This is a genomic window from Streptomyces sp. SID13726 (assembly GCF_010548375.1).
Classification (GTDB): Bacteria; Actinomycetota; Actinomycetes; order Streptomycetales; family Streptomycetaceae; genus Streptomyces.
In genome coordinates, this window is record NZ_JAAGLY010000011.1 from 26,170 (window position 1) to 42,365 (window position 16,196).

Here is a 16,196-nt window from a genome sequence, read left to right on the forward strand (position 1 = left end):
TACGCGTGTGGCGCTTGCGTGCGACGGCTGGAGGTGCTGGTGGACCGGTCCCACCCGGAGACGGTGGTGTGGCGCAACCGTGCCCTGATGCTCTTCGACCGGGTCTCGGTGCCGGTCGCGGTGTGCGATGTGTACGGCGCCGTCCTGCTGGCCAACCCGGCGATGGCGGCGGAGTGCGGTACGACTCCGGGGCGGCTGCGCGGCGAGGACGTGCTGGAGTTGTTCCGGCCGCAGGAGGCCACGCAGGTGGAGCGGATCGCCGAGGCGCTGCGGCTGCGGCACCGGTCGCGCTATCAGGTCTCGGTGTGCTGGCGGGCGCCCTCGGGCGCTGAGCGGTTCGGGGAGCTGACGGCGGACCCGGTGAGCGACACCGCCGGGGAGACGCCCTCGCTGCTGGTGATGCTCAGGGTCGAGGGCGAGCGGGAGCACTCTCCCGCCGAGCCCGTGCCGGTCACGCCGGTCGAGGCCCGCGTCCTGGCGCTGCTCGCGGGCGGCGCGACCACCGCGCACGCGGCCCGGGAGACCGGCCTCACGGTGGACGGGGTCAACTACCACCTGCGGCGGCTGTCGGCGCGGTGGGGCGCGGGAAACCGTACGGAACTGGTCGCCCGCGCCTACGCGCTGGGGATTCTGGCCACCGGCGTCTGGCCGCCCGCGGCCGCTCCCCCGGTCCCTCCCTCGGCCGCTCCCGCGTAGGCGGTCCCCGCGCCCTCCGGCGCCCCGAATCGCGCCAGCGTGTGCCAGACCTTCTTCAGGTCCTGGAGTTCGTACCGGCCGGTCCGTGCCGCGTCGCCGATGATCCGCGGGTCCACCAGCCCGTCCTCGGCGACGGCCGCGCCCAGGTCGGCGTACTCCTGGCCCCGGTAGTCGGCGTGGGCGCGCAGTTCGGCGACGGTGATCCGGTAGCCGGGGTGCCATTCGACGGGGACGGGCAGCAGGCGGGCCGCCGCCTCGACGGGGGTGTTCCGGTAGCTCGCGTCCAGGACGAGGGCCTCGACATGGCGGGCGAGGTCGACACCGCCGTGCACCTGGGCCTCGATGTAGTCGTCGAGGGCGTCCCGCTGGTCCGCCTCCGCACGGGCGATCAGGGACATGCCGGCGGCGACCCCGAAGTGGACCGGCTCGGCCGCGCTGTCGGGGTAGCAGAAGGTGGTGCGGGCGAGGGGCTCGCCGGTCAGCCGGAAGTGCGAGGAGCCGAACCTCGGGGCCGCGCCGACCACTTGGCGGCGGAAGTTCAACGCGCCGTACACGGGCCGCTCGTGGGCGTCCGCGTCGTCGTAGGCGCCCCCGAAGATCCGGCTCTCCCAGCGCGTGCGGTCTCCGCCGGGGTGCGCGGTCAGCCCGCCGTTGCTGGTGCCGGTGACGAACTGCGAGTGGTAGACGCCGTCCTGGGCGAGCGCCTCCAGGACGGTCAGGCCGCGGGTGCGGCGGTCCGGGTGGAAGTTCAGCGTGACGCGCAGGCCGGGGGCGACGGCCGGCCCCTCCGAGACCGCGGCCACATGACGCAGCGCCGCACGCGCGCGTGCCGACTCGACCGGACTCATCTGCTCCCCCTCCTCGACGGCTCACTGGATGATCACCCGTCGAGGAGGGTGCCCGCATCTCGTTTCCGGGGCCGCTACGCCTCTCCCTCTCCGAAGCCCGGCACGGCTACGCCTCCTCCGCTCCGGCAGCCAGCACGATCTTCCCCCGGTTGTCGCGCTGCTCCAGCCGTTCGTGGGCGGCCCGCGCCTCTGTCAGGGGTACGACGGTCTCGACGGGCACGCGATAGACGCCGGCGGCGACCCGGTCGGCCAGTTCGCGCAGGTCGGGGCGGGGGTCGTAGCCGTGTATCTGGAGGTTGGTGAGCTGGAAGCCGAGGATCGACACGTTCTTGGGATAGAAGTCGCGGGTGTCGACGGTGCTCGGCGCGAGGGCGACGTTGGCGAGGGAGACGACCCGGCCGCCGTGGCCCACCTGGCGCAGGCTGCGCGCGAAGGCGGCTCCGCCGACGGTGTCCAGGACGACGTCGGCGCCCCGGCCGTCGGTGAGCCGCAGCACCTCCTCGACCTCGGCGTCGTCGGGGTGGGCGGAGGTGTCGACGGTGACCTGGGCGCCGAACTCCCCCGCCCAGGCTGCCTTTTCCGCCGAGCCGGCGAGCGCGATCACCCGTGCCCCGGTCTCGGCGGCGATCTGCACGGCGGCGCTGCCGACCCCGCTCGCGGCCGCCTTCACCACCACGGTGTCGTCCTTGCCGACGCGGGCGAGGTCGCGCAGGCAGTACCAGGCGCTGAGCCAGGCGATCGGCAGGGTGGCCGCCCTGGTCAGGTCCAGGCCGTCCGGGAGTGCGACCAGCTGGGTGGCGGGCACGGCCGCCAACTCGGCGTAGTAGCCGGGTGATTTGGCGCCGTTGAGGGCCATGACCCGCTGCCCGGGCGCGAAGCCGGTCACGCCGTCCCCCACCGCCTCGACGACCCCTGCGGCCTCGATCCCGGGGATCAGCGGCGGGCGTCCGGCCGCGTGGTAGACGCCGGCCCGGAGCAGGGCGTCCGCCCGGTTCACCCCGGCCGCGACGATCCGCACCAGCACCTCGCCGGGGGCGGGCACCGGGTCGGGCACCTCGACCGGCACCAGGACCTCGGGTCCGCCGAACTCGTCGATCCGTACCGCACGCATACCGCACCCGCTCTCTGCCACAGCCGCCCGAAGCGACTGACACCTGTTGAACTGGTGTCACCATCGGACACCACCTCAACCGGTGTCAAGGGGGCTCACGCCCGGAGTCGACACCGGATGAACCGGTGTACGCTCGACGGCATGACCGGCAGCCCCGCCCCCGCCGACCCGGCGCTCGCGTTCCCGTTCGTCGGCGGTCGCCCCTGCCTGGACTTCGTGGCCACGCTGGGCAAGCGGCACGCCACCCCCCTGGAGCGGATCCCCGACGCCGGGGCCCTGGCGCGCTGGTTCACGGAGGCGGAGCTGACCGCCGCCGACACCCCGGCGCGGGTCACCGCCCGCGAGCTCACGGACGCCCGCCTGCTGCGCGAGGCCCTGTACGGCCTGGTCCGCGCGGCAATGGCCGGGCAGCGGCCGGACCCCGCCGACGTGGAGCGGGTCAACGCCGTCGCCGCCCAGCCGGACCTCGCGCCCCAGCTGGGCCCGGTCCGCTGGACGGCGCGCACTCCGGCCCGCGCGGCCCTCTCCACGGTGGCGCGGGACGCCGTACTCCTGGTGCGGGGGCCGCTCCTGGAGCGGGTCAAGGAGTGCGAGAACCCGGACTGTTCGCTGCTGTTCCTCGACGACTCGCAGGCCCGGCGCCGCCGTTGGTGCTCGATGGACCGCTGCGGCAACCTCGCGAAGATCGCCGGGTACCGGTCCCGCAGCCGGGCCGCGTCCGGCCGCTGAAGCGCGGGAACTCCCTTCCCCCGGGGCAACTCCGGGTGTCTGCCGTCACTGTCCCGGCCCCTTGCCGTGGACCGGCCGCACCCCACAGTCTGGGCACGCTTGCGGACAGTTACGGTCCGCAAAGAGTGCACCGGACGCTTCTGTGGAAGAGGAACACCCTGAGGATGCGAGATGTACGTGAGTGGACGGCGTCCCTGGTGCGGTTCGTGAAGCGGCGCCGGGACCCTGTGGTCGTGCGGACGCTGCGGTCGGCGGCCGCGGCGACGATCGCGTACGTCATCGCGCTGCGGCTCAGCCCCGAGGCGGCCCCGCTCACCGCACCCCTGACCGCGCTGCTGGTCGTGCAGGTCACCCTCTACGCCACGCTCACCACCGGCATCCGCCGGGTGAACGCGGTGGTGGCGGGGGTCCTGGTCGCCATCGCGTTCAGTCTGCTGGTGGGTCTGACCTGGTGGAGCCTGGCCCTGCTGATCGTGGCCTCGCTGGTGGTCGGACGGCTGGTGCGGGTCGAGGAGTTCGTGCCCGAGGTGGCGATCAGCGCGATGCTGGTGCTCGGGGTGACGGCCGTCGGGGACACGGCCTGGGCCCGGGTGGTGGAGACCCTGATCGGCGCGGTGGTGGGCCTCGCCTGCAATCTGCTGTTCGCTCCCCCGGTGTGGGTCGACGAGGCGGGCGAGTCGATCGAGGGGCTGGCCCGCCGGGTGCGGAAGCTGCTGCTGCGGATGGGCGAGGAGGCCGCGGGCCGTACGCCCGTGGAGATCGCGACGGCCCGGCTGTACGAGGCGCGCGAGCTCGACCACGACATCGTCGAGGTGGACGCGGCCCTCCAGCAGGCCGAGGACAGCCTCAAACTCAACCCCAGGGTGAAGGAGGGCCTGCTGCACCGGGTGGTCCTGCGCACCGGACTGGACACCCTGGAGATCTGCACGGTGGTGCTGCGGGTCCTCGCCCGTACCCTGACCGACCTGGCGAAGGAGCGCGATCCCTTCGCGGACGAGCCGGACCCGCTCGACGAGGGGCCGGACCCCGAGCCGCTGTTCGGTCCGGAGACCGGACGGGCCGTGGAGCAGCTGCTGTCCGAGATCGGGGACGCGGTGGTCAGCTTCGCGGTGCTGGTCACCACCCATGTCAGCGTGAGCGCCGAGTCCGCGGAGGCCCGGCTCACCGCCGAGCTGCGCCAGGCCACGGCGACCCGGGACAAGCTGGCCCAGCTGCTGCTCGAAGAGGTCCAGCGCGATGCCCGGCACTGGCAGCTGCACGGCGCCGTGCTCACCGAGGTCAACCGCATCCTCGACGAGCTGGACACCGAGCACCGCTCCCGCCGGCTCCTGGAGGAGCTGGACCGGGCCGCCCGTGAGCAGCGGGAGCGGATGCCGCAGCTGACCCGGCTCCAGGAGCGGTGGGGCCGGAACCGTCCGACACTCGCCCGTCGTTCCAAGTGAGACAGACGCGACGACCAAGGGGGCGGTCCGATGACCGACACGACCGTGCGGATCGACGGGAACACGCTGCGGCTGCCGGGCGGTGCGGCGGTGCGGTTCGTCCGCACGCTGCGGCTGCCCGAGACGGGCACGCATCCGCTGCCGCCGGGGCTCGGCGAGTTCCCGGTGCGCCGGGTCTCCGACTACCCGGACACCGTGCCGGAGCGGTGGCGGGCCCGGGGCGGGGTGATGCTGCCGGTGTATCTGCGGGAGGCGATGTGGCTGAGCTTCGGCGGCACCACCGAGCCCGCCGCGCTCCAGGTCGGGGTGGGCAAGGTGTGCGCGGTCTCGGGGAAGCCGTGGAGCGACCGGCTCGCCGTGATCCGCAGAACTACGTGGTGCTGCCCCGCCAGCCGTGGCTGGACGGCATCAACTCCGGCAAGGGGACGGTCCGCCAGTTCGTGGCGGTGCCGCTCGGGCTCGGCGCGACCGTCGAGGGGCAGGTCACCGGCGAGGAGGTCTGGGGCGGGGTGCAGCTCCAGGCCTTCGGGCTGGTCGAGGAGCGGCTGGCCGAGTGGCGCGAGGCGCAGCGTCGGACACGGTCGGCGGGCGGGCCCGCCATGGCCTACGGCGCCGCCGTGCCCATGGCGATGGCGGCGCCCCCCGCTCCGACCGCCGCGCCGCGCAGTGCTCCGGCGATGGGCCTCGGCGTCGGCGGCTCCATGCGCCAGGAGGTCTACCAGGACGACCGGCCCCTGTCCGACTGGGCCGGCACACCGGCCGGTCGGGTCTTCGTGCACCTGGTGACCCCGCCGGAGTGGCGCCGCATCACCGGCGAGGCCCCGCCGCCGTCCCCCGTGGACCGCGCGGCCTACACCAGGGCGGGACTGCCCTGGTTCGACTACTACGACCAGGACGCCGAGGATCTGGCCCCCACGGACGCGCTGGAGGGCGTGAAGCCGGTCGGCGAATGGCTCGGGGACGACCACGAGCCCTGGCAGGCGCCCACGTCACAGCAGGTCAAGCCGCTGGGGGACGCGCCGGGCAAGCCGGTCGAGGACGGGGACTGGTAGCGGGGCGCCGGTGCCCGGGTTGCGTCGGCCGGGTGATCCGGGCGAAGGTGGCTGTTCACGACCGCGACGATCGATCACCGGAGTGCGCAGGGATGGGCAGTACGAACGGCGGCTGGAGCAGGCGCCGCTTCGTCGGCGTCCTGGCGGGAGCGGCGGCGGGTGTCACCGGCTGCTCGTCCTCCGGAGGTTCCACGGCGGCTCCGCCACGGTCCCCGGCCCCGTCGGCCACGTCACCCGGCCCGGCCGGTACTCCCTCCGCGGCGGCCCCGGCCGGCCCCCGCCCGCTCTACCTCGGCACCTACACCTCCGCCGAGGGCGGCGGCACCGGCATCGGCCTGGCGACCTACGACGCCACGAGCGGCCGTATCACCGGCAAGGGAACGATCACCGGCGTCGTCAACCCGTCCTATCTCGCGCTGCACCCCGACGGCCGCACCCTGTACGCGGTCGCCGAGCAGGACTCCGGTGCCGTGACCGCCGTACGCCTGTCCGACCGGGAGGTCCTGGGGAGCCGGAGCACCGGCGGGGCGGGGCCGTGTCATCTGTCGGTGCATCCGGGCGGGCGCTGGCTGCTCAGCGCGAACTACGCCGACGGGAGCGTGGCCGTGCACCCGATCGGTTCCGACGGCACGCTCGGCGAGCGCAGGGAGTCGGTCACGCACTCCAGCCCCGCGCCCGGGCCGGGCCAGGAGGGGCCGCACGCCCACCAGTTCGTCACCAGTCCCGACGGCGGCCATGTGCTCGCCGTCGACCTGGGCACGGACACGGTCTACAGCTACCGCCTCAACGAACGGACTGGGGCGCTCACGGAGGTCTCGCGGGCGCACACCCGGGCGGGGGCCGGACCGCGGCACCTCACCTTCCACCCCGGCGGCCGGTACGCGTACCTGGCCAACGAGGTCGACAACACGGTGGCGGTCTGCGGCTACGACCCGAGGACCGGCCGTCTCTCCGTCGGGGCGGCGCAGTCCACGGGTACGGGCTCGGGCACCAGCTACCCGGCGCAGCTCCTGGTCACCGCGGACGGCTCCTACGCCTATCTCGCCAACCGGGGCCACAACAGCCTGACGCGGTACGCGGTGGAGGCAGACGGGGCCCGGCTGCGGCTGCTCGACACCGTGCCGGTGGGTGGTGACTTCCCGCGGCAGATCGCCTTCTCGCCTAAGGGCACGCTGCTGTTCGCGGCGAATCAGCGGTCGAGCACCGTCAGCGTGTTCCACGTGGACCAGGCGAGCGGTGAACTCCGGCGCGCCGCGGAGCCGTTCGCCTCACCCGTCGCCGTCTGTGCGCTGCCGCTGTAGGGCGCGCGGGCAGGACGCCGCGCTCGCCTGGGTGAGCAGGACGTGCATGCGCTCGGTGAGCCGTGCGACGTCGTCGGCGGGCGCGTGGAAGGGCAGGCGTACGTCGCCGTGGGCGCGGGCGCGTTCGATGCGCAGTGTCAGTCCGTGCCGGTCGACGGCGAGGGGCTGGACGCGGACCGCGCCGTGCAGGCTGTCGGAGTCGACGAGCCGGGTGAGCCGCTCGATCGCGTCGGGGTGGCAGTCGGCGAGGTGGGTGAGCAGACCGGCCTCGGCGGTGGCGAGCGGGTCCGGTGCGGCGGCGGCGAAGTCGTCGAGGTCGATGACGACGGCCCCGGAGGGCCTGCGCAGCACCACGCGGGTGGCCTTGAACTCCAGGTGGCCGTCCCCGGGGACGAACCAGCCGGCGATCCACAGCCGGGCGCGGATCCGGCCGCGCACGGGGACGGGTGCCACGTCGGCGAACTCCAGGACGGCGGACGGCTCGCCGCGGGGCGCGCAGATCGCGGCCGCGAGCAGGGTGCTGTCCTCGGGCACGTGCAGCAGCACCCGCCCGTCCTCGGCGACGGTGTGCGCGCCGACGAACTCCTCGCGCCCGCCCTCCGCGGTCACCGCGCAGGACCACGCGGCGGCCAGCACCGACCGGGCGTGTTCCGCCGCGGAAGGCGCGGCCGTCCAGGTTTGGCTGTCACCCATCCATTGCCTCCTTAGGTAAGCCTTGCCTAACCTATCGAAGATCGGCGACGAAGCCAACCTCGGTGGGGACAACGGACGGGTGAATTCCGATCAGGGCCTGAGAACGCCCAACAGGGCCCGGGCGCACAGGTCCCGCACCTGCTCCCGAGAGAGATCCTGGCCGCGCAGCCACTCCAGGCAGACCGCGGTGGTGAAGGCCAGCCAGCCCCGGACGGCGAGTGGGAGGTCGGGGCGCTCGTCCGCCGCCGGCCCGAACTCCGGGTCCGCGGCCAGCGCCGCGAGGATCTGCCGCTCCTGTGCGGCCAACGCCCGCTGATAGACCCGGCGCACCGCCTGGTCCCCCGCGGCATCGGCGCGATGGAAGGCGCGGAAGCCGTGTGCGTGCGCGTGGACGTACTCCAGATATGTGTCGAGGCCCGCGGTGAGCTGCTCGCGCACCGGGATGCCGGGCACGGCCGCGGTCATGGCCAGCATCCGCTCGCTCTCCCGCTCGACGACGGCCGCGAAGAAGTCCCGCTTCGTCGGGAAGTAGTGGTAGAGCAGTCCGCGCGAGACGCCGGCGATCTCGGCGACCTGCTCGATCCACACGTCGTCGTACGGACTCTCCGAGAACAGCCTCGCCCCCACCGACAGGAGCTGCTCGCGGCGCTCCCCGGTGCTGAGCCTGCGGCGCGTGCGCTCGCCCTGCTTCCCGGCCATGCCCGCACTTTACTTGACGTCGGTTCAACAAGGGGACCAGACTGAGCCGCGCTATTGAACCCACGTACAACGCGCTGAACTGCCGCTGGACCAAGGGAGATCGCGTCATGGCGGAGACGACGACGGCCACGCGGCCGAGGGGATTCCGCAGTGCCGAGCTGGGCTGGCCGGAGCTGGACCGCATTCCGCATCCGCCGCGCCGGCTCCCCCTGCTCGGTGACGTCCTGGGGGTCGACCGGGCCACCCCGCTCCAGGACTCCCTGCGGTTCGCCCGCCAGTTGGGGCCGATCTACCGGCGCAAGGCCTTCGGCCGGGAGTTCGTGTTCACCTGGGGCGCCGATCTGGTGGCGGACCTCGCGGACGAGTCACGGTTCGCCAAGCACGTGGGCCTCGGGGTCGCGAATCTGCGGCCGGTCGCCGGGGACGGCCTCTTCACCGCGTACAACCACGAGCCGAACTGGCAGCTGGCGCACGACGTGCTCGCCCCGGGCTTCAGCCGGGAGGCCATGGCGGCCTACCACCCGATGATGCTGGCCGTGGCCGGCCGGCTGACGGACGCCTGGGACCGCGAGCAGGCGGCGGGCCGGTCGGTGGACGTCCCCGGGGACATGACCAAGCTGACCCTGGAGACCATCGCGCGGACCGGCTTCGGTCATGACTTCGGCTCCTTCGAGCGGGACCGGCCGCATCCCTTCGTGACGGCGATGGTGGGCACCCTGTCCTACGCGCAGCGTCTCAACTCCGTGCCGTTCCCCGCTCTGCTACGACGTGCCGCGCAGCGCAACGCGGACGACATCGCCTACCTCAACCGCATGGTCGACGACCTGGTCCGGACCCGGCGTGCGGCCGGCGGGGACGGTGATCTGCTGGACCGGATGCTGGAGACGGCCCACCCGGAGACCGGTGAGCGGCTGTCGCCGGAGAACGTCCGCCGACAGGTCATCACCTTCCTGGTGGCGGGCCACGAGACCACCTCGGGCGCGCTCTCCTTCGCCCTGCACTACCTCTCCCACCACCCCGAGGTCGCGGCACGCGCGCGTGCGGAGGTGGACCGCGTCTGGGGCTCCACCGCCGTGCCGGACTACGACCAGGTCGCGAAGCTGCGGTACGTGCGCCGGGTGCTCGACGAGTCGCTGCGGCTGTGGCCGACCGCGCCCGCATTCGCCCGGGAGGCCGTCGAGGACACCGTGCTGGCCGGCAGGCACCCGATGCGCCGCGGCGCCTGGACGCTGGTGCTCACGCCGATGCTCCAGCGCGATCCCGGGGTGTGGGGCGCCGACGCGGAGCTCTTCGACCCGGACCGCTTCGACCCCAAGGCCGTACGGTCCCGGCCCCCGCACGTCTTCAAGCCGTTCGGCACCGGGGCACGGGCCTGCATCGGACGGCAGTTCGCGCTGCACGAGGCCACGCTGGTCCTCGGGCTGCTGCTGCGCCGCTACGAGCTGGTCGCCGACCCCGGCTATCAGCTCAAGGTGACGGAGCGGCTGACGCTGATGCCGGAGGGGCTGCGGCTGAACCTGGAGCGACGGGAGGCCCGGGGTGCCGAGGCCGCTCCCGGAGCGGACCTCGACGAGACCTCGCCCTCAGGGTCGCGCTGCCCAGTGCACGGGGTGGGTGACTGAGCCCGGCAGCCGGGTGCCCGCACTGCCCCTGGCCGCGTTCAGCTGGGGCTGAGTGAGGAAGAACGCGCCGGTCAGGTCCGCGTCCGTGAGGTCGGCGTCCCGCAGGTCGGCACCGATGAGGTCCGCGTCGCGCAGATCGGCGCCGGTGAGGTCGGCGGCGATGAGGTAGGCACCGCGGAGCGTGGCCCCGCGCAGATCGGCGCCCTTGAGGCGGGCGCCCATCAGGTCGGCGCCCCGGCGGTTCCTCTTCCTGCCCTTGGTGCCGGTTCCGGCCCGCGCCAGTTCGCTGGTCCTCAGGAGCAGGACGTTGGCCTCCTGCCGGTGCGCGGGCACGTCCAGCGCGGTCAGCTCCTCAGGCGTCCCCTGAGCCAGCGCCTCGGTCCGCTCCCGCAACCGGCGCAGGTCGGCGTGGACCGGGCGGGCCGCGGGCAGGGTCAGGGCCTCGGTGAGGTACCAGAGCAGTTCGTGGAGCTGGCGCACCACGGGGAACACGTCGGTCATGAGCCGGGCCTGCTCGGGGGTGCCGGTACGCCAGTCCCGGCCGCCGAAGGTGACCTGCGAGACCCGCTGTCCGGCGCCGAAGCAGTCGTAGACCGTGCATCCGCTGAAGCCCTCGGCGCGCAGCCTGGCGTGGATGCCGCAGCGGTGGTCGCCGCGGAGGTTGGGACAGGGCTTGCCGGCCGGCTTGTCGAGGGCGAAGTCCGCGGAGGCGGTGAAGGGCAGGGCCACACAGCACAGTCCGAAACAGCGCTCGCAGTCGCCGCGCAGGTCGGTCACTTGTTCAGGCATCACCGCAAGCCTAACGGGCCGCCGGAGCCGGACTCACCGATGAGTTCGCTGCGATGTGGGGGTCTGCACATACGACGGAATACAGGCTCGGCTGCCCCGGAGACAGGCCGTAGGAGGCAGGAGCCGACCGTACCGAGGAGACGTCATGTGCACCCACCAGCCCCCGTGCCCCACCGTCGACCGTCCGGCCCGTCGCGCCGCGGTGGTCGTCTCGGCCCATCCCGAACAGGGCTGGAGCCTGCTGTGCGACGGCACCATCGTCTTCGACGACACCGGCGAGCTGCGGCCCGACGGACGGGTCGTGGGCCCGCACCGGACGCTCGGCGCGCTGGCCGTGGCCGCCTGAGTCAGCCGGTGCCCGGCAGCCGGAGACGGGCGAGCCGGTCAGGGTCGGCCAGGACGTGCAGGGCGGCGATCCGGTCCTCGGTGACGGTGACGCCCACCACCGACAGCGGCCTGCCCTCCGGGACGTTCACGACCCCGACCCCGCCGTTGACCCGGGCGAGCCGCGCGCTGTGGGCGAACTCCGGGAACAGCAGGGCCTGTTCGGCCACCGCTTCGGCGCCGCGCACCACCCTGGAGGCGGCGGCGCCGGTCGGCACCCCGGAGTCGGCGCGCAGGACGACGTCGGGGTGGAGCACGGCGATCAGGGCCGCGAGGTCGCCCGCCTTGGACGCGGCCAGGAACTCCTCCAGGATCGCGCGCTGTCTGCCCAGGTCGGGCTCCGTGGCCGGAGCGGCGCCCCGGACCCGGCTGCGGGCTCGGCCGGCCAGTCGCGCGGTGGCGGCCGGGGTGCGCCCCAGGATCGGCGCGACGGCGGCGAAGGGCACGGCGAACATGTCGTGCAGCACGAACGCGAGGCGCTCGGCGGGCTCCAGGTCCTCCAGCGCCACCAGGAGCGCGAGGCCGACCGCGTCTGCGTGCGCGGCCTCCTGTTCCGGGTCGGTCCAGGACAGCGGGCCGATCACGGGGTCGGGGACGAAGGCGTCCCCCTGGGAAGCCTCAGGGGCCGAGGTGCGTGAGCGCAGCCGGTCGAGGCAGATCCGGCCGACTGCCGTGGTGAGCCCGGCCCTCAGGTCCTCGCTGCGCTCCCCCTCGTCGCGGTCGAGTCCGAGCCAGGTCTCCTGGACCGCCTCCTCCGCCCCGCTCAGCGAGCCGAGCAGCCGGTAGGCCACCGCCAGCAGATGCTCGCGGTGCTCCTGGAAGCGCTCCGCGAGCGGTTCCGTTCCGTTCACGCCACCCCCGTGTCGTCCGTGAAAGCGAGACGATCACATCATGCACGGCGACGGTCAATAGCGTTGTGCCTTCGCCAGCTTGGGTGTCAGCACCGAGTCTGCGGGCTTGCGGCTGACGGCGACGGGCTGGGCCTTCTCCCCCGGCTTCAGGTCCTCGGCGCCGACGTACCGGGTCTCCACGGTCTTGCCCGAGGAGTCGAGGAAGTCGACCTGGACGGCGTACGAGGCCGTGCTGTCGGTCTTGTTGGTGATGGTGACGACCACGGCGAGCAGCCCGCCGGTCTCCGAGCGCGGCTTGCCCGTCATGGTGACGTCGGACATCGCGTTGCCCTGCCCGTCGACCTCGGCCAGTTCGGTCCGCGCCGCCTTGTTGGCACGCTCCACCTCGGCGGAGACGGAGGCCTCGAAGGCGGAGGCTGCCGCCGAGGCGGACGCGGCGCGCTCGGAGACCTCCGCGCGCACCGAGGCCTCGGCCGACGCAAGGGCGGAGGCCGCGTTGCCGGAGAAGGACGCCGTGGCCGGGGCGGTGGGCGTCGCCGAGGGGGTCGAGGAGTCGCCGGAGTCGTCGTCGCCACCGCACGCCGTCAGGGTGAGCGCGCTCGCGGCGGCCAGGGCCATGGCGAGGGCGGTGATCCGGGACCGTCCGTGGGGTGACGGTGTGCTCATCGGGTGACGTCCTCTCGGCCTCCGGCAGCGACACAAGGTCGAAATGAACCATATGCCGGAATGCCGGGCGGGGCATGTCGTCGCCCGCGGGGCTATCTGGCGAAGACCTCGAAGGCCACGGCCGGCTTTCCGCCGAACCGCTCCCCCGTCGTCGTGGCGTGTCCGGTCAGGAAGGTCCGGACGTACGTCTCCGGGTCCTCGTCCGTCAACACCTCGATGTAGGTGCGGTGTTCGAGCAGCGAGCGCACCGCCCGCTCCAGCCCTGGGGTCGCGTCGACCGCGTGGGTGGGGGTGGCGGAGCCGGCCACGGCGACCCAGCGGACGCCGTCCCACGGCTCCAGGCCCTGTTCCGTCAGTTCCGGGAAGATCCACCGGTTGCCCGCGTCCCCCGCCGCGTCCAGAGTGGCCCGGCCCACGGCCACGTGGTCGGGGGTGTTCCAGGCGACGCCGCCCCAGGTGTCGCGGTGGTTGAGGGTGATGACCAGCTCCGGCCGGTGGCGGCGGATCGCGGCGGCGATGTCCCGGCGCAGTGCGGTGCCGTACTCGATCACTCCGTCCTTGTGGTCGAGGAACTCCACGGCCGACACGCCCACCACCGCGGCGCTCGCCCGCTGCTCCCGCTCGCGCAGCGGGCCGCACGTCGCGGGGTCCAGGGTGTCGATGCCGGCCTCGCCGCGGGTCGCGAGGACGTAGGTCACCTCTCGCCCCGCGTCGGTCCAGGCGGCGATCGCCGCCGAGCAGCCGTACTCCAGGTCGTCCGGGTGGGCGACCACCGCGAGGGCGCGGTGCCAGTCCTCGGGCATGGGCTGAAGCGGGGTGATGCGCGGCTCGGTCATGTCCCGAGACTAGTCCGGGCCACTGACATCAGGCCTCGTCGCGGGTGAGGGCGAGCAGCCGGTCCAGGACCCGGGGGCCGCCCGCGCGGACGCCGTCGTGCTCGAACTCGTCCGTCACCCAGCTGCGCAGACCGCGGACGGTGCGGGCCGTGCGCAGGGAGTGGACGGTGTCGACGTACATGTCGTCGTGGTAGACGGCGGCGGCGACCGGGACCTCGTTGGCCGCGAGGCGGGCCGAGTCGTACAGGGGCTGCCAGTCGGTGCGGGCGGCGAGCAGTTCGGCGGTCTCGCGCAGCGGGCGCAGGGCCGGGTCGCATTCGAACGTCCAGGGGTGGACGGACTCGCCGGTGAACAGCAGCGGCTCGTCGCCCGCGAGCGCCTTGGCCGCGTCGAACTGCGGGAACTCGGCGCGCACCCGCTCGGCCGACCAGTCGGTGGGGCGCTCGTCCTGGGCGTAGATGATCTCGTGGACGAGGGCGTAGAGCGGGTGGGCGGCGTAGGAGAGGAGGCCCTGGATCTCCTCCTGGAACGCGTCGGACAGCTCGTGGCCGCGCGGGGTGCGGACGAAGGCGTCCTCGAGGAGGTGGTGCAGCCGGTGCGTGCCCTCGCTGCCGCCGAGGAGGATGCCGACGGACTGGAAGGCCTCCGCGGTCAGGCGGTAGCCGTTCGGCAGGGTCACTTCGCGGGTGAGGAGATGCTCGGCGATCCGGCGGGCCCGCTCGACGTCCATCGGGTAGCGGGCGTAGTGCGCGGCGACCTTGCGCTCGACGCGCGGGTAGGCGGCCCGGTAGACGTCGTCGGCGTGGGCGTCGAGGGAGGGCAGGCCGCCCGTGATGACGGCGGCGGCGAGGCCCTCGGGGGCCAGGGACAGATAGCTCGTCGCGCAGAAGCCGCCGAAGCTCTGGCCGAGGACGGTCCAGGGGGCGCCGCCGGTGACCTGGGCGCGGATCGCCTCGCAGTCCCGGACGATGGAGTCGCCCCGGAAGCGGCTGAGGTAGTCGGCCTGTTCGGCGGGTCCGCCGCGCAGCGGGAGCGTCTGGCGGTTGGCGGGGCTGGAGTGGCCGGTGCCGCGCTGGTCGAGCAGCAGGACGCGGTACTCCTTCAGAGCACGGCCGAACCAGGCGCCCTTGCCGATGAAACGGTTCGCCCCGAAGCCGGGACCGCCCTGGAGATAGACCAGCCACGGCAGGTTCTGGCCCGCCTTGTCGCTCGCCACGGCCTCACGGGCGTAGAGCTCGATGGTCTCCCCGGCCGGGTCGGCGTGGTCGAGGGGGACGGTGAAGCGGCGGTCGGTGAGGACGAGGCCGGGCTGGCGGTAGGTCGCGGTCAACAGGGCTCCCGGGACGGACGGATTTTCGGACGCGTCCCAGTTCAGCACAGGTTCGTCCGCCGTCCGACCCCTTCGATCATGTAATCCTGCTGAATCCCGGATCAGCGGGCCGCGAGGCTGGAGCGCCGGACCACCAGTTCGGGCTGGAGCACCACCCGGCGGTGTTCGTGCCGCTTGCCGGTGGTCTCCGCCTCGGTCTCCTCCAGCAGCAGCTCGGCGGCCAGCGCGCCCATGGTGACGGCGGGCTGGCGGACCGAGGTGAGCGGGACGGCCGCGGCGGCGGCGAACTCGATGTCGTCGTAGCCGACGATGGCGAGGTCGTCGGGGACCGTGATGCCGGCCGCGTACATGGCCTGAAGGACGCCGAGGGCGAGCAGGTCGTTGGCGCAGAACACCGCGGTCGGGCGGTCCGCGAGGCCGAGGAGGCGGGCACCGGCGTCCCGGCCGGCGGCCACGTCGAGCCGTTCGGTGGGCAGCTCGCGCAGGTGCTCGGGGCCCAGCCCCGCCTCGGCCAGCGCGTTCAGGGCGCCGGTACGGCGGTCGCGGACCTGGTTGAGTCCCGGCGGGCCGCTGACGTAGGCGATGGAGCGGTGTCCGGCGTCCACGAGATGGCGTACGGCCAGGGCGCCGCCCGCGACGTCGTCGACGGAGACCGAGCACTCGGTGGTGCCCTCGGCGACCCGGTCGACCAGCACGAAGGGGATGCCGTGGCGCCGGAAGGTCTCGATGTTGCGGCCGGTCGCGTCGGCCGGGGTCAGCAGCACCCCGCGGACCCGCTGCTCGGCGAAGAGCGAGAGGTACTCGGCCTCCTCGCTCGCGCTCTGGGCGCTGTTGCAGACCATCACGCCGAGTCCGTCGTCGCGGGCGGCCCGCTCGGCGCCGCGGGCGACGTCGACGAAGAACGGGTTGCCCATGTCGAGGACGAGCAGCCCCATGATCCGGCTGCGCCCGGCGCGCAGCTGGCGCGCGGACTCGCTGCGGACATAGCCGAGCCGGTCTATCGCGGACAGCACGCGCGCCCGGGTCTCGGTGGCGACGGAGTCCGGGCGGTTGATGACGTTCGAGACCGTGCCGACGGAGACTCCGGCGGCGCGGGCGACGTCCTTGATACCCACCGACTGGGCCATCGGGCAGGGACCTCCAGGTA

General features: G+C 73.6%; 16 protein-coding genes and 1 pseudogene. 7 read left to right on the forward strand and 10 right to left on the reverse strand.

Features of this window, described 5'->3' with window-relative positions:
• Positions 1-87 precede the first annotated feature (87 nt).
• Entirely contained in the window at positions 88-696 is a 609-nt protein-coding gene (locus G3I78_RS26940; protein ID WP_164429464.1) for a PAS domain-containing protein, read from the forward strand.
• On the opposite strand, the gene G3I78_RS26945 is transcribed toward G3I78_RS26940, so the two are convergent.
• On the reverse strand, positions 615-1,544 hold the full coding sequence (locus G3I78_RS26945) for a DUF3626 domain-containing protein (RefSeq protein WP_164429060.1): 930 nt from the start codon (positions 1,542-1,544) through the stop codon (positions 615-617). The genes G3I78_RS26940 and G3I78_RS26945 overlap by 82 nt on opposite strands.
• 106 nt (positions 1,545-1,650) lie before the next feature.
• The gene (locus G3I78_RS26950) at positions 1,651-2,655 is read right to left on the reverse strand and encodes a zinc-binding dehydrogenase (RefSeq protein WP_164429062.1); all 1,005 of its coding nucleotides are present in this window, start codon (positions 2,653-2,655) and stop codon (positions 1,651-1,653) included.
• Positions 2,656-2,796: 141 nt separating this feature from the next.
• Between G3I78_RS26950 and G3I78_RS26955 the strand changes: the two genes are divergently transcribed.
• The 4 genes and pseudogenes from G3I78_RS26955 to G3I78_RS26970 all read left to right on the forward strand — a co-directional run bounded on the left by G3I78_RS26955 (position 2,797) and on the right by G3I78_RS26970 (position 7,179).
• Positions 2,797-3,384 (forward strand): ABATE domain-containing protein, encoded by a 588-nt coding sequence (locus G3I78_RS26955; RefSeq protein WP_239158071.1) that lies wholly within the window; start codon positions 2,797-2,799, stop codon positions 3,382-3,384.
• A 164-nt stretch (positions 3,385-3,548) separates the two neighbouring features.
• Entirely contained in the window at positions 3,549-4,826 is a 1,278-nt protein-coding gene (locus G3I78_RS26960; RefSeq protein ID WP_164429065.1) for an aromatic acid exporter family protein, read from the forward strand.
• 30 nt (positions 4,827-4,856) lie between these two features.
• Positions 4,857-5,878, forward strand: a pseudogene (locus G3I78_RS26965) (hypothetical protein).
• A gap of 92 nt (positions 5,879-5,970) precedes the next feature.
• The gene (locus G3I78_RS26970) at positions 5,971-7,179 is read left to right on the forward strand and encodes a lactonase family protein (protein WP_164429067.1); all 1,209 of its coding nucleotides are present in this window, start codon (positions 5,971-5,973) and stop codon (positions 7,177-7,179) included.
• Here the strand turns inward: G3I78_RS26970 and G3I78_RS26975 are convergent.
• The gene (locus G3I78_RS26975; protein WP_164429069.1) at positions 7,147-7,872 is read right to left on the reverse strand and encodes a DUF2470 domain-containing protein; all 726 of its coding nucleotides are present in this window, start codon (positions 7,870-7,872) and stop codon (positions 7,147-7,149) included. The two genes, G3I78_RS26970 and G3I78_RS26975, sit on opposite strands and share 33 nt — an antisense overlap.
• A 90-nt stretch (positions 7,873-7,962) precedes the next feature.
• Positions 7,963-8,571: a TetR/AcrR family transcriptional regulator gene (locus G3I78_RS26980; RefSeq protein WP_164429071.1), complete on the reverse strand. Its 609-nt coding sequence runs from the start codon at positions 8,569-8,571 to the stop codon at positions 7,963-7,965.
• Between the two features lie 107 nt (positions 8,572-8,678).
• Between G3I78_RS26980 and G3I78_RS26985 the strand changes: the two genes are divergently transcribed.
• On the forward strand, positions 8,679-10,193 hold the full coding sequence (locus G3I78_RS26985) for a cytochrome P450 (protein ID WP_164429073.1): 1,515 nt from the start codon (positions 8,679-8,681) through the stop codon (positions 10,191-10,193).
• Here G3I78_RS26985 and G3I78_RS26990 read toward each other — a convergent pair.
• Entirely contained in the window at positions 10,155-10,982 is an 828-nt protein-coding gene (locus tag G3I78_RS26990; RefSeq protein ID WP_164429075.1) for a pentapeptide repeat-containing protein, read from the reverse strand. The genes G3I78_RS26985 and G3I78_RS26990 overlap by 39 nt on opposite strands.
• A 145-nt stretch (positions 10,983-11,127) precedes the next feature.
• Between G3I78_RS26990 and G3I78_RS26995 the strand changes: the two genes are divergently transcribed.
• Entirely contained in the window at positions 11,128-11,328 is a 201-nt protein-coding gene (locus tag G3I78_RS26995) for a DUF5999 family protein (protein ID WP_164429077.1), read from the forward strand.
• A 1-nt stretch (position 11,329) separates the two neighbouring features.
• Here G3I78_RS26995 and G3I78_RS27000 read toward each other — a convergent pair whose 3' ends face one another.
• The 5 genes from G3I78_RS27000 to G3I78_RS27020 form a co-directional block, all read right to left on the reverse strand.
• The gene (locus G3I78_RS27000) at positions 11,330-12,217 is read right to left on the reverse strand and encodes a sigma factor (protein ID WP_164429078.1); all 888 of its coding nucleotides are present in this window, start codon (positions 12,215-12,217) and stop codon (positions 11,330-11,332) included.
• A 54-nt stretch (positions 12,218-12,271) separates the two neighbouring features.
• A complete protein-coding gene (locus G3I78_RS27005; protein WP_164429080.1) occupies positions 12,272-12,883 on the reverse strand; it encodes an FxLYD domain-containing protein in 612 nt (203 codons plus the stop codon).
• Positions 12,884-12,975: 92 nt separating this feature from the next.
• Positions 12,976-13,719, reverse strand: coding sequence for a PIG-L deacetylase family protein (locus G3I78_RS27010; protein ID WP_164429082.1), 744 nt, complete (start codon positions 13,717-13,719; stop codon positions 12,976-12,978).
• Positions 13,720-13,747: 28 nt separating this feature from the next.
• Positions 13,748-15,049 (reverse strand): alpha/beta fold hydrolase, encoded by a 1,302-nt coding sequence (locus G3I78_RS27015; RefSeq protein ID WP_164429084.1) that lies wholly within the window; start codon positions 15,047-15,049, stop codon positions 13,748-13,750.
• 101 nt (positions 15,050-15,150) lie between these two features.
• Positions 15,151-16,176 carry a LacI family DNA-binding transcriptional regulator gene (locus G3I78_RS27020; protein WP_164429086.1) on the reverse strand — a complete coding sequence of 342 codons (1,026 nt, stop codon included), beginning with the start codon at positions 16,174-16,176 and terminating at the stop codon, positions 15,151-15,153.
• Positions 16,177-16,196: the final 20 nt, after the last annotated feature.

What these genes read in the sequence shown, in the direction of transcription:
- G3I78_RS26940 (WP_164429464.1), top strand. Translation starts at nt 88, where the DNA reads ATGCTCTTCGACCGGGTCTCGGTGCCGGTCGCGGTGTGCGATGTGTAC.
- G3I78_RS26945 (WP_164429060.1), bottom strand. Translation starts at nt 1,544, where the DNA reads ATGAGTCCGGTCGAGTCGGCACGCGCGCGTGCGGCGCTGCGTCATGTG.
- G3I78_RS26950 (WP_164429062.1), bottom strand. Translation starts at nt 2,655, where the DNA reads ATGCGTGCGGTACGGATCGACGAGTTCGGCGGACCCGAGGTCCTGGTG.
- G3I78_RS26955 (WP_239158071.1), top strand. Translation starts at nt 2,797, where the DNA reads ATGACCGGCAGCCCCGCCCCCGCCGACCCGGCGCTCGCGTTCCCGTTC.
- G3I78_RS26960 (WP_164429065.1), top strand. Translation starts at nt 3,549, where the DNA reads ATGCGAGATGTACGTGAGTGGACGGCGTCCCTGGTGCGGTTCGTGAAG.
- G3I78_RS26970 (WP_164429067.1), top strand. Translation starts at nt 5,971, where the DNA reads ATGGGCAGTACGAACGGCGGCTGGAGCAGGCGCCGCTTCGTCGGCGTC.
- G3I78_RS26975 (WP_164429069.1), bottom strand. Translation starts at nt 7,872, where the DNA reads ATGGGTGACAGCCAAACCTGGACGGCCGCGCCTTCCGCGGCGGAACAC.
- G3I78_RS26980 (WP_164429071.1), bottom strand. Translation starts at nt 8,571, where the DNA reads ATGGCCGGGAAGCAGGGCGAGCGCACGCGCCGCAGGCTCAGCACCGGG.
- G3I78_RS26985 (WP_164429073.1), top strand. Translation starts at nt 8,679, where the DNA reads ATGGCGGAGACGACGACGGCCACGCGGCCGAGGGGATTCCGCAGTGCC.
- G3I78_RS26990 (WP_164429075.1), bottom strand. Translation starts at nt 10,982, where the DNA reads ATGCCTGAACAAGTGACCGACCTGCGCGGCGACTGCGAGCGCTGTTTC.
- G3I78_RS26995 (WP_164429077.1), top strand. Translation starts at nt 11,128, where the DNA reads ATGTGCACCCACCAGCCCCCGTGCCCCACCGTCGACCGTCCGGCCCGT.
- G3I78_RS27005 (WP_164429080.1), bottom strand. Translation starts at nt 12,883, where the DNA reads ATGAGCACACCGTCACCCCACGGACGGTCCCGGATCACCGCCCTCGCC.
- G3I78_RS27010 (WP_164429082.1), bottom strand. Translation starts at nt 13,719, where the DNA reads ATGACCGAGCCGCGCATCACCCCGCTTCAGCCCATGCCCGAGGACTGG.
- G3I78_RS27020 (WP_164429086.1), bottom strand. Translation starts at nt 16,176, where the DNA reads ATGGCCCAGTCGGTGGGTATCAAGGACGTCGCCCGCGCCGCCGGAGTC.